The sequence below is a fragment of the Mesorhizobium sp. W050 genome (assembly GCF_054719535.1).
Genome location: NZ_JBTTIH010000001.1, coordinates 4118690 through 4134251, shown reverse-complemented (window position 1 = coordinate 4134251; position 15562 = coordinate 4118690). Strand labels below are relative to the sequence as shown.

13 protein-coding genes and 1 pseudogene are annotated in these 15562 nt (G+C 63.9%); 9 read left to right on the top strand and 5 right to left on the bottom strand.

Features of this window, described 5'->3' with window-relative positions:
• Positions 1-65: 65 nt before the first annotated feature.
• The gene (locus ACYG9Y_RS20115; protein ID WP_023699874.1) at positions 66-962 is read left to right on the top strand and encodes a LysR family transcriptional regulator; all 897 of its coding nucleotides are present in this window, start codon (positions 66-68) and stop codon (positions 960-962) included.
• 133 nt (positions 963-1095) lie between these two features.
• Here ACYG9Y_RS20115 and ACYG9Y_RS20110 read toward each other — a convergent pair whose 3' ends face one another.
• Genes ACYG9Y_RS20110 through ACYG9Y_RS20090 form a run of 5 tightly spaced genes read right to left on the bottom strand, consistent with a single transcriptional unit; the run spans position 1096 to position 7740 of the window.
• Positions 1096-2688 carry an indolepyruvate oxidoreductase subunit beta family protein gene (locus ACYG9Y_RS20110; RefSeq protein ID WP_023699873.1) on the bottom strand — a complete coding sequence of 531 codons (1593 nt, stop codon included), beginning with the start codon at positions 2686-2688 and terminating at the stop codon, positions 1096-1098.
• The gene (locus tag ACYG9Y_RS20105; protein WP_023699872.1) at positions 2681-4834 is read right to left on the bottom strand and encodes a thiamine pyrophosphate-dependent enzyme; all 2154 of its coding nucleotides are present in this window, start codon (positions 4832-4834) and stop codon (positions 2681-2683) included. Before ACYG9Y_RS20105 ends, ACYG9Y_RS20110 begins: the two co-directional genes overlap by 8 nt.
• 44 nt (positions 4835-4878) lie before the next feature.
• Entirely contained in the window at positions 4879-5361 is a 483-nt protein-coding gene (locus ACYG9Y_RS20100) for a MarR family winged helix-turn-helix transcriptional regulator (RefSeq protein WP_023686909.1), read from the bottom strand.
• On the bottom strand, positions 5361-6932 hold the full coding sequence (locus tag ACYG9Y_RS20095; RefSeq protein WP_023738331.1) for a phytoene desaturase family protein: 1572 nt from the start codon (positions 6930-6932) through the stop codon (positions 5361-5363). The genes ACYG9Y_RS20100 and ACYG9Y_RS20095 overlap by 1 nt, the downstream gene beginning before the upstream one ends.
• Before the next feature lie 16 nt (positions 6933-6948).
• Entirely contained in the window at positions 6949-7740 is a 792-nt protein-coding gene (locus ACYG9Y_RS20090) for a cyclase family protein (protein ID WP_023708108.1), read from the bottom strand.
• 119 nt (positions 7741-7859) lie between these two features.
• Here ACYG9Y_RS20090 and ACYG9Y_RS20085 point away from each other — a divergent pair, with 119 nt between their 5' ends.
• The 8 genes and pseudogenes from ACYG9Y_RS20085 to ACYG9Y_RS20050 all read left to right on the top strand — a co-directional run bounded on the left by ACYG9Y_RS20085 (position 7860) and on the right by ACYG9Y_RS20050 (position 15488).
• Positions 7860-9434 (top strand): phytoene desaturase family protein, encoded by a 1575-nt coding sequence (locus tag ACYG9Y_RS20085; RefSeq protein ID WP_023699869.1) that lies wholly within the window; start codon positions 7860-7862, stop codon positions 9432-9434.
• A 112-nt stretch (positions 9435-9546) separates the two neighbouring features.
• Entirely contained in the window at positions 9547-11076 is a 1530-nt protein-coding gene (locus ACYG9Y_RS20080; RefSeq protein WP_023686913.1) for an ABC transporter substrate-binding protein, read from the top strand.
• A 33-nt stretch (positions 11077-11109) separates the two neighbouring features.
• Positions 11110-11222, top strand: a pseudogene (locus tag ACYG9Y_RS20075) (endonuclease domain-containing protein); the annotation flags it as partial.
• A 42-nt stretch (positions 11223-11264) separates the two neighbouring features.
• Positions 11265-12272, top strand: coding sequence for an ABC transporter permease (locus ACYG9Y_RS20070; protein ID WP_023699867.1), 1008 nt, complete (start codon positions 11265-11267; stop codon positions 12270-12272).
• Positions 12265-13113, top strand: coding sequence for an ABC transporter permease (locus tag ACYG9Y_RS20065; protein ID WP_023738332.1), 849 nt, complete (start codon positions 12265-12267; stop codon positions 13111-13113). Before ACYG9Y_RS20070 ends, ACYG9Y_RS20065 begins: the two co-directional genes overlap by 8 nt.
• Positions 13110-13988: an ABC transporter ATP-binding protein gene (locus tag ACYG9Y_RS20060; RefSeq protein ID WP_023686914.1), complete on the top strand. Its 879-nt coding sequence runs from the start codon at positions 13110-13112 to the stop codon at positions 13986-13988. The genes ACYG9Y_RS20065 and ACYG9Y_RS20060 overlap by 4 nt, the downstream gene beginning before the upstream one ends.
• The gene (locus ACYG9Y_RS20055) at positions 13981-14811 is read left to right on the top strand and encodes an ATP-binding cassette domain-containing protein (protein WP_023738333.1); all 831 of its coding nucleotides are present in this window, start codon (positions 13981-13983) and stop codon (positions 14809-14811) included. Before ACYG9Y_RS20060 ends, ACYG9Y_RS20055 begins: the two co-directional genes overlap by 8 nt.
• Before the next feature lie 77 nt (positions 14812-14888).
• The gene (locus ACYG9Y_RS20050) at positions 14889-15488 is read left to right on the top strand and encodes a VOC family protein (protein ID WP_023738334.1); all 600 of its coding nucleotides are present in this window, start codon (positions 14889-14891) and stop codon (positions 15486-15488) included.
• The last annotated feature ends 74 nt before the right edge of the window (positions 15489-15562 follow it).

Sequence of the window (15562 nt, the reverse complement as noted above, 5' to 3'; positions counted from 1 at the left end):
AACTTACGGCTGATCGTGTTAGTATGGGCTTTTGCAAGCCGCACTGCGCTGCGCAGGAATGCACCATGATCGACTGGGATGACGTCCGCTACTTTCTTGCCGCCGCGCGCGGCGGCTCGGTGCGTGCTGCCGCCGCGCACCTCGGTGTGAACCACTCGACCGTGCTGCGACGCATCGCTCAGCTCGAGGAACGCCTCGGGGCGCAGATGTTCGAAAAGCTGCCTTCCGGCTACCGCCTGACGGCTGCGGGCGAAGAGGTCCTCGATCTCGCGACCCAGATGGAAGCGTCGTCGCACCAGCTGGAGACGCGCGTCTTCGGTCGTGACCAGAGCGCGCGCGGACTTTTGCGGGTGACGCTTCCACCGTTCCTCGCCACACACCTGCTCATGTCGGATCTCGCCGACTTCGCGCGTTTGCATCGCGACATCGAGATGGAAATCTTGTCGTCCGGTGAGCTGGCAAATCTGACCAACCGAGAGGCCGACGTCGCGATCCGCATTGTCGCCGACCGCAAGACCCTGCCGCTCAATCTTCACGGCCTGAAGGGACCGGAGCTGTTCAGCGGCGTCTACATGTCTCGCGATCGACTAGCCGCGTGGCGTGCGGGCACGCTTGATCCCATCCGATGGATAGGCATAGACAATCATGGAATTCCGGACTGGGCGCGCGAGGGAGAAGTTCACGTCACGGGAGTACCGTTCAGGACACCTGACGCCGAGACGCAGATCATCGCGGCGCACCAGGGGATTGGGATAACGAAACTGCCGTGCTTCGTCGGAGATACCGACCCCCTGCTGGTGAGGGTGCCGGGGATCGACGTGCCCATGCATGGGACACTCTGGCTTCTCACGCAAGGCGAGACACGCAAGACGAAGCGGGTGCGGCTCTTCACAGAGTTCGTATCCCGCAGGCTCGCCGCGTACGCTCCGCTTCTCTCGGGGCTGTCCATATCGCGCGACTGACGCCCGGCAGATCCGCCGGCAACGCTTCCCGCAATCCGGGTGGAAGCCGAGCTGCGATCGCTTGAAGCGGCGTGTTCAATCCGCGAATCCAGTGGGAGTAGGGAAACGGCGGCAGTAGCGTAGAGGTACCAGCCTAAGCTCGACCTCTTCCCACACCATGATCAGACAACGATGCCACCGTCTTCAGCGCGCCATCGAGCATGTCGCCTTTCTCGTCTTTCAGCGCAGCTTCGCGCAACCGCCTGATCCAGTCGGCAGCGTCATCGCGGCTCCTGACCAGATCGAGCGCCGACAGCACGCGATCGAATTTGGACTGGGCGCGGAGGTGGGTGTCGCTGTAGCCCTTGATCAGCCGGCGGCAGTTCAAGATTTCGACGGCGAGCGCGTAGTCCTGAGGCGCGTGGCTGAGCGCCAGCGCATACCAGCGCTCCAGATGCGCCGTCTCGACCTTGTGGCGCAACAGGCGCCGCCGCCAGCGGCGCAGGCCGCCAATCAACCAGAGGACCGCAAAGCCGGCAAAGCTGTCGGTGCGGATGCGCCGGCCGCGATTGATGCGCCGGTCGAGAAAGCCGGCAAGTTTCGGCCGGTTCTCGATGTAGCTGCCAAACCCCGCCGGCAAGGTGCCGCAGAACTCCTCGATGCGCGGATGGAAATATTCGGTCACTTGCAGGATGGAGCCGTCCTTGACGCCCACCTCCTTGCGCACCCGCCGGTCACGCGTCGAACGTGTCTTGAGATCGGCGACGCGGATCATGTCGTCGTAGCACAGCGCGTTGGCCAGATGCTTGGCGGCAGCGATGGACAATGCATGGGCATGTTCAGCGCTATCCAGCGCGACCGCCTGGTCGAGCCGGTCGAGATACTCGCCGCCATAGGAGATGTCCTGGTAGTCGACGACCTTTCTCAGGCCCCGGAGCGCCATGTCGCGCACCGCCGCGGGCATCAGGTCGATGCGGGCGGCCAGCGCCTGCCAACCCTGCAGCAGGTTCGGCGGACCGCTCACACGCCCTGAACCCGGAGCGGGGTCGACCGTGGCCGGTTCTGCCGGCTGTGGCGCGGGGGCCGTCGTACCGCGCGCGCGGTCGTAGGCGACGGCGAAGGCAGCAAGGCTGGCTTTCGCACCCCGGCCGCCGGCGCCGATCGCTTGCTCATAGCTTTCACGCGTGAACGGCAATGCGTCGGAGCCGGCCAGCGCGCCAAGCAGACTGGCCGAGATCATTGAGCCATTGTCCGCGGCGATCTTTTCCATGTCGAAGGCGATGAAGCGTTTCGATGCAGCTTCCGCCGTCGCGCGTACCTTGGAAGACGAGGCCCGGCCGTCACCCGGCTCGATCTTTTCCGACACCGCGGCGATACGGTGCGAGGAGGTGATCAGCGTGGTGCGATCGGGCGTGACGAAGCCCCTGATGATGGCGCGGCCGGCTTCCATCAGCTCGGCGGCGATCAATATGTCGACATCGCCTTGCGAAGGCGAAAGGGCAAAGACCGGCAGCCGGCCGGTGTCGCGGGCCATCTCGACGTAATAGATCGTAGCGCCGGTGCGCTGGGCGACGCCGGCGACCGAGGTCGATTGCGCGACATAGGAATTGCGCTCGGCGACATCGGTGATCCAGTCGGCGAGCACGCCGCCGCCCTGGCCGCCGACCGCGAGCAAAGCGAGTTTGATCACCGGCTCGGTATCGGCGGCATCGGATTTCGGGCGCAAGGGCGAAGCCTGGTCAAGCATCGGCGAACGTCAACCTGCGGCTTTCACGGCGCCGCTGCAGCAGGCCGATCACGGCGCGGCGCGTGCCTTCCAGAAAACGATCCCAGCGGCGGGGATTGTGCACGACATCGGCGCGGTAGAAGGAAGGGCACAGCACCGCTGCATCCGCCACTTCACCGCAATTGCCGCAGCCGACGCAGCTCTGGTCGATCGATGCCACCGGATCGTCGCGCAACGGATCGTCGAGCGACTTTACCGACAGCGACGGGCAGCCGGACAGCCGCATACAGGCATGGTCGCCGGTGCAGATATCCTCATCGACGCCGAACTTCGGCTTGACGACGCGAGTCCCACCCTTGATCGCCTTGTCGACCAGCGGCTTTTCGCGGCGCTGGCGATTGAGCATGCATTCAGACGAGGCAACGATGACCTTGGGACCCTTTTCGTCCGTCGTCAGCGCCTCACGTAACGTGTCCTGCATCTTGGTGATGTCATAGGTGCGGTCGACATGGCGCAGCCATTTGACGCCCATGCCCTTCACCGCCTCGGTGATCGGATGCTTGGTCGACTTGGTCTTGTTGCCCGCACGCGACGACAGGATGTCCTGCCCACCGGTGGCGGCGGAGTAAAAATTGTCGACGATGACGATGACGCCGTCGTTCTTGTTGAAGACCGCGTTGCCGATCGAGGAGGTCAGGCCATTGTGCCAGAAGCCGCCATCGCCGACGAAAGAGATCGACCGCCGTTTGGCGTCGGGCGAATTGAACGCCGATGCCGATGCCGGCCCCAGCCCGTAGCCCATGGTGGTGGCGCCGAGCTCGAAAGGCGGCATGATCGAGAACAAATGGCAGCCGATGTCGGATGCGATGTGGTGGTTCCCGAGTTCCTGCTCGACCAGCTTTGTCGCGGCAAAAATCGGCCGCTCCGGGCAACCGATGCAGAAGCCTGGCGGACGTCCCGGCACGACGTTGATCAGGTCCGCGGCGTCAACGCCGTCGCCGACCTTGTTGGGCGCGCGCACCTCACCCGGCAAGAGATGCGGGGCCTCGGCGCGCAGGAAGGCGCCGATGCCGTCCAGCATGACCTGGCCGGTATATTCGCCGGCCATCGGCAGATACTCCTTGCCGACCAGCCTGGTGCCGCGCCCGGCCTTGTGCAGCATGGCGGCAAAGGCCTGCTCGATGTAGTTGGGCTGGCCCTCCTCGACCACGAGCACCGTCTGCTTGCCTTCGCAGAAGGTGAGGAACTCGTCATCGATCAGGGGATAGACGGCGTTGAGAACGTAGAGCGGCACATCCGTCTCGCCATAGGTGTCGGCAAGGCCGAGCCGCTGCAAGGCGCGGATGACCGAATTGTACATGCCGCCCTGCATGACGATGCCGACCGAGCCATGGTCCGAACCGAAGAATTCGTTGATCTTGTTCTTGGCGATGAACTCCACCGCCGCCGGCCAGCGCTTCTGCACCTTCTCCTTCTCGTGCAGGAAGGAGGCGGGCGGCAACACGATGCGGCCGGTGTCGCGGCGCGGCGCGTCGAGCGCATCGGCCACCGTCATCGGCGGGCGCTTGTTGTCCTTGGCGATGAAATGGCCATGCACATGGCAGCAGCGGATGCGCACCTGCAGCATCACCGGCGTGTTGGATGCCTCGGACAGCTCGAAACCATCCTCCACCGCCTTGACGATCGACGGCAAATTGGGGCGCGGGTCGAGTAGCCAGACCTGGCTCTTCATGGCGAAGGCATGGCTGCGCTCCTGCATGATCGAGGAGCCTTCGCCATAGTCTTCGCCGACGATGATCAGCGCGCCGCCGGTGACGCCGCCGGAGGCGAGGTTGGCCAGTGCGTCGGACGCGACATTGGTGCCGACGGTCGACTTGAAGGTCGCCGCACCGCGAATGGGGTAATGCACCGAGGCCGCCAGCATGGCGGTGGCGGTGGCTTCCGAGGCGCTCGCCTCGAAATGCACCCCGAGTTCGCCCAGAATCTCCTGTGCGTCGGCCAGCACGTCCATCAGATGGCTGATCGGCGCGCCCTGGTATCCGCCGACATAGCCGACGCCGCATTGCAGCAGCGCCTTGGTGATGGCGAGAATGCCTTCGCCCGCAAATTCCTCGCCGGCGCCGAGCCTGAGTTTTTCGACTTCCTTGGCAAAAGAGCGTTCGGCCATTTTTCCAACCTTCCGTTGCCGGCGGTGCGGCCGGCGCCTAACGTCTAGATGTCGTGCTTGCGAATGTTCTTCAGCATCTTCTGCAATGTGGCGATCAGCGCCGCGTATTCGGCGTCGTCGACATCGTCGAACATCGCCTCGAACGCGTCATGCATTGCCGGCCAGGCGCGCGCGAACTCGGCGCGGCCGTCATCGGTCAGGAAGACATGGCGGATGCGGCTGTCTGTGACGCCTTGCTCGCGCCGCACGAAGCCTTGCCCTTCCAGCGTGTCGAGCGTGCGGCTCAAGGTCGACTGCTCGATGACGGTGTAGACCGAGAGGTCGTTGACGGTGACACCGTCGGTGACCGACAGCACGGCGAGCGTGCGGACCTGCGGAATGGTCAGGCCCTGCTTGCGGAAATCGTCGCGCAAGGTGGCGTTGTAGCGCCCCATGATGCGGTTCATCAGATAGGGCGCGAATTGCTGCAGGCCGATCTGGCCAAGCGTCGAAATGCGCTGGCGCTTTTCCGGAACCTTCTGCTCCATCACAGCCTGCCCGCCAGAAGAAAGCCGGAGCCGCCGCCGAGCCCTGCACCCGGATGGGTGGAGGCGCCGATGTGATAGAGGTTTTTGATGCCGGTCTGATGGTTGCGGCTGGTCTTGAACGGCCGCCACAGGAACGACTGGTCGATGGTGGACGACCCGCCATACGGGTCGCCGCCGACCAGATTGATGTTCATCGCTTCGAGATCGGCCGGTGAATAGGCGCGGCGCGCAATCACGCTGCCCTTGAAGCCATCGATGTGGCTGGCGAGAATGGTTTCGACGCGGTCGGCGTAGGCTTCACGCAGCGCCTCGGTCCATTGTCCGTCAGCCGGTGCATGCAGCGTGCCTGCGGCGTCGCCCTTGATGTGCCTGGGCGCCTCGGGCAGTTGCAGCCACAGGATCGCCTTGCCCTCCGGGCAGCGCGACGGATCGAGCGCATGCGGCTGGCCGACGCAGATGGTCGGCACTTCGGGCAGCATGCCGCGCGCCGCCTCGTTGCAGGCTTTCGAGACGCCATCGAGCCCCGGCGTCAGGTGCAACAATGCCACCTGGTCCAGGCCAGCACCGCGCCATGCCGGCGGCTTGTTCAGCGCATAGTGAATCTGGAAATTGCCTTTGCCGTAGCGATATTTCTGTGTCGCTTCGACATCGGCCTTGGGAGCCTCGCTGCCGAGCAACCGGTGGTAAAGCTGCGTCGGCGTGACCGAACAGATGACGCTCTTGTTTGCTGTAATCGTTTCGCCCGAGGCGAGCCGTACGCCGGTCGCGCGGCCACCGCTCTGGACGATCGAGGCGACATCGGCGACGGTACGGATGTCGCCACCACGTTCCCTTATCAGAGCTTCGAAGGCGGTGAGCAGGGTCTTCGCTCCACCCTTGACGATCGGCGCCCCGGCCGCTTCCAGCGCGAAGGCAATGACCTTGGCGATCTGCCCTGAGAAGGCGTCTTCCGGTCCGAGCCCGGCGTGCAGCACCCAGGGCGCCCACAGCGCGCGGATTGTCTCGGACCGATAGGTGCTTTCCAGCCAGCTGCGCGCCGGCACCAGTGCTTCGCCGAGAAAGGCGGCAAGGCCGCGTGGGCTGCGCCGCCAGGCATCGCCGGCCAGCAGTTTCGCCGTCGGATAGGACCACAGGCTGCCGCCGAGCAGGCCGAACAACAGGCCGGCATTGCGCTCGATGCCGCTGACATCGTCCGCATGCCGGTCGCCATCGTCGGCGGCAATCGCATTGATTGCCGCGACATTGGCGGCGCGGTTGGTGGTGAGCACTGCATGACTGCCGTCCGGCCGCAGCACGCCAGTTGGCGTGCCGGTGTGGCAGAATTCCAGCCCGTGCCTGGCGAGATCGCCGCCCAACGCCGCAAAAGCCGGCGAGGTGATGAACAGCACGAAGGTGGTTGCCATCACGTCATGGATAAAGCCGGGAGCGGTGATCTCCTCGGTACGCATGCAGCCGCCGATGCGGTCATTGCGCTCGAGGACGAGCACACGCGCCCCTTTGCCGCCGAGCATCGCCGCGCAGACCAGCGCGTTGATGCCGCTGCCAACGATGATGTGATCCGGCTGGCTCACCTTGGCGTGCTTTCACCTAGCCGTTGGATACAAGCGCCAGCGCGCGGATAGGGCTGCCGGTGCCATGCTCGATCTTGAGCGGTGCGGCGATCAGGATGGCGCCCTTTGGAGGCAACTGGTCGAGGTTGCAGAGGCTGGCGAGGCCATAGCGGTTCGCCTTGTGCATCAGCGTGTGGGCTGGAAATGGCGGCTCCATCCCGCCTGCCTTGCCGGCATCGGTGCCGATCGTCTCCGAGCCCCAGCCCTTGATATCCTTGCTGATCAGGAACTGGATGGCTTCGGCTGTCGGACCTGGCGTATGTGGGCCGGTCTCGTTGGCGTTGAGGAATTCGGCTTCCGAGCCATTGCGCTTATACCAGTCGGTGCGCATCACCACCCACTCCCCGGCGTTGATGGCGCCATGCTTGGCTTCCCACGCCTTGATGTGGTCGACGGTGAGCAGGAAGTCGTGGTCAGCGGCGGCTTCCTTCGAGCAGTCGATGACATTGACCGGACCAATGAAATTCTGCGCCGGAATGGTGTCGGTGGCGCCGTCCGGATAGTCCTTGCCGCTGATCCAATGCTGCGGCGCATCGAAATGCGTGCCCGAATGCTCCCCAAGCTTCAGCCAGTTCCATGCCCACCACGGGCCGTTCTTGTCATAACGGGAGATGTTATGGATCTCGACCTTTGGCGTGTCGACGGCAAGCTCCGGCGGCAGCTTGATAAGAGGCGTGTCGGGTCCGAGTTGCGCAGAGAGGTCGACCACCCTGATGGCGCCTGAAAGCAGCTGGCCGGCGACTTCGCCGAGGAGTTTTTGCGTGTCCATGGTCTGAAGTTCCCTCTTTCTGGTGAAGATCAAGGCTCGTCTCGGCCCTTAATATCCTACTAGACGAAAACATATGCATCTGCAATTATCTTTAAGCATAAAGGAAATGGGAACGGGGCGTGAGCGAGTTTGACGCCATATTCGTCGGGGCGGGCCACAACAGTCTGGCATGCGCCGCGCATCTGGCGCTGAAAGGCTGGAAAACCGGGATTTTCGAGCGCAGCGCAGCAATCGGCGGTGCCGTCCAGACCCACGAATACACCCTCCCAGGGTTCCGGCACGATTTCGGTGCAATGAATCTGAGCCTGTTTGCCGGCTCCGCCTTCCACCGGAAATATGCAAATGAATTGAAAGCGCAGGGTCTTGAGTTCGCGCCGGTCGCCGACTGTTTCGCCAGCGCCTTTCCGGACGGACGCTGGTTCGGCGTCAGCAATGACTTGGAAAGGACTGCCACGCGGCTGGCCGCGTTCTCCGCCGCCGATGCCGCGACGTGGCGCAAGCTCGTTGCCGCCTTTCCTGCTGAGGCCGAGCATCTGTTCCGGCTGCTGGGATCGCCGATGAGTGCCCGCGCGCTTGCCGGCACCGCCTGGAACCTGTGGCGCAAGAAGGGCATGTCAGGCGCGCTCGATACCGGCCGGCTTTTGCTGTCGTCACCTCGCGCCTGGCTGGAGGAGACCTTCGAGTCGCCTTATGTGCGGGCAACGCTTGCCACCTGGGGCATGCATCTCGATTTCGCACCCGACATCGCCGGCGGCGCCGTGTTCCCCTATCTGGAATCGATCGCCAACCAGAGCTTTGGCATGGTGCTAGGCAAGGGCGGCGCCGACACGATCATCCGGGCGCTGGCAGGTATGGTCACCTCGGCGGGCGGCACGATCGTCACCGGGGCGGAAGTTGCCGAGATCACCGTTGCCGGCGGCAAGGCATCGGGCGTGCGACTCGCTTCAGGTGAGACACATACGGCCACCAAGGCAGTGATTGCCGGCGTCGCGCCCAGGGCGCTGACCGGCAAGTTGCTGCCCAACGGTTCCGGCGACGCCGGCTTCGACACGGCGATGCAGAAATTCAGGCACGCGCCGGGCACGATGATGATCCATCTGGCGCTCGACGACCTGCCCGATTGGCGCGCCGGCGCGGAGCTTCGGCAGTTCGCCTATGTGCATCTGTCGCCGTCGCTCGACGCGATGTCGCGCACCTATCAGCAGGCGATGGCGGGCATGCTGCCGGACGAACCGGTGCTGGTCGTCGGCCAGCCGACCGCGATCGATCCGTCGCGCGCGCCTCAGGGCAAGCATGTGCTGTGGGTGCAGGTGCGCATGCTGCCTGCCGAAATCCTGGGCGATGCGGCAGGCAGGATCGCGCCCGCGCATTGGGATCAGGTCAAGGATGCCTACGCCGAGCGCGTGCTCGACATCATCGAGATATACGCACCCGGACTGCGCCCGAAAATCCTCGGCCGTGCAGTGTTCTCGCCAATCGACCTCGGGCGTGAGAACCCCAATCTCGTCGGTGGCGACCAGGTCTGCGGCAGCCATCATCTGGCACAGAATTTCCTGTTCCGCCCGGCGCGCGGTTATGCCGGCTGGAACACGCCGGTCGGCAATCTGCATCTCATAGGCGCCGCGACATGGCCCGGCGCCGGCACCGGCGCGGCCTCCGGCTTCATGCTCGCGCAACAGCTTGGCGGGAGGTAGCTCGCAAGATTTCATGAAGGCGACGAGAGGCAAGGCGCTGCTGCCCACGAAGCCCGGATCGATAAACTGATAGTGCCGCGCAAAGACAACAAAACCAACAAGGGGAACGACCATGACAATCAACAGACGAGAATTGCTGGGATACAGTGCCGCGGCACTTGGGGTGGCGGCGATCGGCCTGCCTGAGATCGCCAAGGCGGCAGCGGGCGAGCTGACCATCGCCTATAACGTCAACCTGCCGTCCTGGGATCCGACCACCGGACCCTCGGCCGTCAACCCGACGATCCAGGGCCTCTACCAGTCGGTGTTCGACCAGTTCATTCCGCAAAAGCCGGACCTGTCCTTTGCGCCTGGCCTGCTCACCGAATGGGGCTGGAACGAGGATCGCACCAAGGTGACGATGACGGTGCGCGAAGGCGTGACCTGGCATGACGGCTCGCCCTTCACGCCCGAGGACGTGGTCTGGTCGCTGCAGCGGGCGGGCGACGAAAAGACCGGCAATCCGATCCAGTTCGTCTGGAAGAACGTCAACAATTTCAAGATCGACGGCAACAAGATCACCGGCGACGTCGTGCAGTTCGATCCGGTCTACTTTAAATGGATGTCGTTCCTGACCGGCTACATCCTGCCGAAGGCCTATTATGAGAAGGTCGGCGCCGAAGGTTTCGAGAAGGCGCCGATCGGCACCGGCCCTTACATGGTGGAAAAATTCGAGCGAAATGCTTTCCTCCGACTGAAGGCCAACCCGCACTATTGGGGCGACAAGCCGGCCTTCGAGAATGTGACGATCAAGTTCGTCACTGATGCGGCGAGCCGCGTTGCCGAAATCGAATCCGGTTCCTCGCAGGTGACGCTGGAGGTCCCCTATGAAGAGTATGACCGGCTGATCGCCAAGGACGGGCTTGCCGGCTCGTGCAAGCCCGTTTCCGACATCGGCATGATCTTCTTCAACGACATCGAAGCGATGCTGGACAAGAACGTCCGCCAGGCCGCCGTCATGGCTGTGGACAAGGAGCTTCTGGTCAAGCGGCTGCTGCGCGGCTATGGCCAACCGATCGCTACGCTGGAGACCCCGGAGTACACGGCCTTCGACGCCTCGATCAAGGTCGAGCACAATCCGGAAAAGGCCAAGGAGCTGCTCGCGGCTTCCGGCTATTCGCCGGAAAAACCGGTCAAGTTCACCATCCAGACGACCAAGGGCTTCAAGCCCAAGGATTATGAGATGATCCAGGCAATCGTCGGCATGTGGCGTAAGGTCGGCATCGAGGCGACGATCGAGGTCTACGAGATCGCCAAGCACTATGAACTGCGCGCCGCCGACAAGCTGGCGCCGGCCGCCTTCTACAATTGGGGCAACGCCATCGGCGACCCGACGACGTCGACGGGTTTTGCCATGTATGGGCCGAGCCCGCACTCGGTGTGGGACAGCCAGGATCTGATCGACATGATCAATCCGCTCTGGGGCGAGAAGGACGAGGCCAAGCGCATCGCCGGCTGGAAGGCTGTCGACAAGTATATCGCCGAGCAGGCCTATGTGCTGCCGCTGATTCAGTATGCGCAACCTATCGTGCATGCCAAGGGCGTCAACGTGGTGCAGCATGTGTCCGGCGCGCTGCTGCCGGCGCTGATGACCCCGGCCTGATATCGGCTTGTGGGCGCCACCCTTCGCTGAGCGGCCCCCTCATCCGGCCCTTCGGGCCACCTTCTCCCCGCTGGGGAGAAGAGACCAGCTCAGCTGTCCGTGACCTCTTCTCCCCTCGGGGAGAAGGTGGCCGCGAAGCGGACGAATGAGGGGGCTCTTCGTTAGAAACGCACTGGGCCAACACCAGAATGCTCCTGCAACGATTCCTGATCCGTCTGCTGACGATGCTGATCACGCTGTTCGGCGTGGCTGTCGTCGTCTTCGTCGTGATCCGCGTCGCGCCTGGTGACCCGATCGCCATGATGCTGCCCCCCGGTGCGACAGATGCCGACATCGACCGGCTGCGTGCACTCTACGGGCTCGACAAGACCATCGTGCAGCAATTCTTCATCTGGCTGTCCGGCGTCGTCAGGGGCGATTTCGGCACCTCGATTTCGCTCAGGCAAGATGTGCTCAGCCTCGTCTTCAACCGCTTGCCGGCAACGCTGGAACTCGCCATCGTCGCGCTGATCATGGCGGTTGGGCTCGGCGGCACGACGGCGATCCTCGGCGCCCGCGAACGTGGCACGGCGGTCGAAGCCGGCATCGATATCGCCAGCGGTGCCGCCCTTTCCATTCCCGATTTCCTGTGGGGCCTCGTGCTGATCCTTTTGTTTGGCGTGCTGGTGCCGATCTTCGACATTTCCGGCCGCGTGTCGCCGCAGCTCGATCTGCCCTTCGTCACCCAGTTCTATTTCTTCGAGAGCTTGCTTCGGCTGCGCCTCGACCTGACCTGGGATCTCCTGAAGCACATGCTGATGCCGGCTGTGGCGCTGGCGCTGCCGCTGGCCGCAATCATCGCGCAGTTGCTGAAACAGTCGCTGAAGGAAGTGCTGGACCTCGACTATGTCGTGCTGGCGCGGGTGAAGGGGTTTTCGGAAACGCAGGTTATCCTGCGCGAGGCGCTGAAGAACGCTGCCTTGCCGACACTGACTCTCGTCGGCGTCCAGTTCACCTTCCTCATCGGCGGCACGGTCATCGTCGAGCGGCTGTTTTCCTACGAAGGGCTCGGTAACATGGCGATCGATGCCGTCATCAACCGCGACCTGCCGCTGATCCAAGGCATCGTGCTGGTGTTCGCGCTGCTGTTCGTGCTGATCAATCTTGGCGTCGACATGATGTACGCGCTGCTCAATCCGAGGCTGCGCCATGGATGAGGCACGCATCGCCTGGCGCGGACTGGGCCCGAGGCTGTGGCTGGCCGGCGGCTGGCTGCTGCTGGCGCTGCTGGCCGCGATCTTCGCGCCGCTGGTCGCACCGCAGGACCCGCTGGCGCAAGACCTGATGCTGGAACGGCTGCCGCCATTCTGGATGAGTGGTGCGGAATCAGGCTATTGGCTGGGCACCGACAGCCTCGGCCGCGATCTCCTCTCCCGGCTGATCTTCGGCGCCCGTATCGCCTTCATCGTCGCTTTCGCGGCGGCGATCGCCGCCTGCCTTGTTGGCTCGACGCTCGGACTGGTCGCCGGCTATTTCGGCGGCTGGGCCGACCGCATCATTTCACGCATCGTCGACGTCTGGATGGCATTCCCGCCGGTGCTGTTCGCCATCCTGCTGGTCGCGGTGCTCGGCACCGGCCTCAGTTCCGTCATCCTCGCCATCGTCATAATCGACTGGACGCGCTTTTGCCGGGTGATCCGCGCCGAAGCGATGGGCCAGTCGCGCATGGACTATGTCGAGAACGCCCGCATCGCCGGCTATGGCCGCATCGGCATCATGCTGCGCGAGGTGCTGCCCAATGTGGTGCCGTCGATCGTGGCACTGCTGTCGCTGGAGATGGGCATCGCCGTCATCGTCGAGTCCATCCTGTCCTTCGTCAATCTGTCGATCTCGACCGACGATCCGACCTGGGGCGGCATCATCGCCGAGGGCCGGCTGTCGATCCATCAGGCCTGGTGGGTGCTGGTGTTTCCGCTTGTAACGCTGATCCTCACCGTGCTGTCGTTCAGCCAGTTCGGTGAGGCGCTGAAGACACGCTTCGATCCGGTGCTGCGATGAGCGCTTGCCTGGATATTGCCAATCTGAGCGCCGTGCTGCCGAACGGCCAGCGCGTGCTGCGCTCGGTGTCGCTCTCCGTGCAGCCGGGTGAGGTGCGTGCTCTTGTTGGCGAGAGCGGCGCCGGCAAGACGATGATCGGCAAGGCGGTGCTCGGTGTGCTGCCGTCAAGCGTGCGCATCGTCGAAGGCGCCATGCAGCTCGAAGGCGAAGACCTCGGCAGGCTGCAGCCCAAGGCAAGGCGCACGCTGATCGGCGCTCGCACCGCGCTGATCCCGCAAGATCCGTTGACTGCGCTCAACCCGTCGCGCCGCATCGGTCCGCAGATGACTGACCGGCTGGTGCGCATTCTCGGCTGGAACGGTGACAAGGCGGACAAGCGTATCCGGCAATTGCTGGATGAGGTGCAGATCCGCGATCCCGACCGGGTGCTGAAATGCTATCCGCACGAGCTGTCCGGCGGCATGCGCCAGCGCGTGCTGATCGCCGCCGCCTTCGCCGCCGAGCCACGGCTGATCGTGGCCGACGAGCCGACAACCGCGCTCGACGTTACCGTGCAAAAGCAGATCCTGCGACTGATCGCCGAGCTGCAGCGCGAGCATGGCACCGCGATCCTGTTCGTCACCCACGATCTCGGCGTCGTTGCAAAGATCAGCCAGCAAGTGTCTGTGCTCTACGCCGGCAAGGTGGTGGAAGAGGCTGACACAGCCGCTCTCTTCGCCGCGCCTGAGCATCCCTATACGCGGGCATTGATGGCCGCTACGCCGCGCTACACGGATCCCTTTGCCTCGCTGAAGCCGGTGGATGAGACGGTGCTGGCAGGACTCGCTGCGGAGATCGCCGCCTCCGACCAGGCGTGGAGAGGGCCGCATGGTTGAGCCGCTGTTTTCCGTGCGCGGGCTGAAGGTGGCGCTAGCCGACATGACCCGCAAGCCGCTGATCGGGCGCGCGCCGCTGGCCGAGATTTTGAGAGGCCTGGATTTCGATTTGCCGAGGGGCTTGGTGACCGGCATCGTCGGTGAATCCGGGTCCGGAAAATCGACGCTCGGCCGCACGCTTGTCAGACTTCTGGAGCCGAGCGTCGGCAGCATCCATTTCGAGGGCCGCGATATCGCCCATCTGCCGGATGCCGAGCTGCGACCTCTGCGCCGCCACCTGCAGATGATCTTCCAGGATCCGATGTCGTCGCTCAACCCGCGTCGCACCATCGCCGGCATCATTGCCGCGCCGCTCAAGCAGAATGGGCTTGGCGACAGGCTCAAGGAACGCGTCGCCGAGGCATTGCATCGCGTCGGCCTGCCGCAAAGCTTCGCTAGTCGCTATCGTCATGAACTGTCGGGCGGGCAGCGCCAGCGCGTCGGAATTGCGCGCGCGTTGGCGCTTTCGCCGAAATTCGTGCTGGCCGACGAGATCGTCTCCGGCCTCGACGTATCGACGCAGGCGCAGATCCTCACCCTTTTGGAGAGACTGGCCGCGGAGATGGGGCTGACGGTCGCCTTCATCAGCCACGACCTGTCGGTCATCCGGCGGCTGTGCCAACAAGTGATCGTCATGCGCGAGGGCAGGATCGTCGAGGCGAGCGCCACCGATGCGCTGTTCGACAACCCCAGGGAGACCTACACGCGCGACCTGCTTGCCGCCATCCCACTGCCTGAGATCGACGCGGACTGGTTGCGGCCAGCAACGAAAGCGCCGGCATAGGACTGTTCACCCACCACGCCGAACAGCGGGCTTCGGACGTGCATGAGGGCAAAATCAGCCCGCGAACGGAGGGTAATATGAATTACGCAGCCCGCGGCACGATGCTTGCCGCGATCCTGTTCTGCTCGATGGGAACGGCTTCGGCCGATGCGATCCCCGGCATGCGCGGCCACGACCACACCGGCATCACGGTGCCCGACATGAAGCAGGCAGTCGACTTCTTCACCGAAGTCGTCGGCTGCAAGAAGGCGATGTCGTTCGGTCCGTTCGCCGATGACAAGGGCACCTTCATGCAGGATCTTCTGGGCGTCGATCCGAAGGCTGTCATCGAGCAGGTCACCATGGTGCGTTGCGGTTATGGATCGAACATCGAGCTGTTCAAGTACACCGCGCCTGACCAGAAGGATTTGACTCCGAAGAACAGCGATATCGGCGGCTTCCACATTGCCATGTATGTCGATGATGTCGCCGCGGCGAAAGCCTATCTCGACAGCAAGGGGGTGAAGACGCGGATGGGTCCGCTGCCGGTCAAGGAAGGTCCGGCGGCCGGCCAGACCATCCTCTATTTCCAGGCGCCATGGGGATTGCAGCTGGAGGCGATCAGCTATCCCGATGGGATGGCCTATGAGAAGGGTGCCGAGACTGTGCTGTGGAGCCCGAAGAACCCGGACAAGTGATTTCCAGAGCGCTTGCGGGGCCAGCCCGCAGGCGCGCCACCCGTGTCCAGCAATCGTTCCAACATGAAACTTTA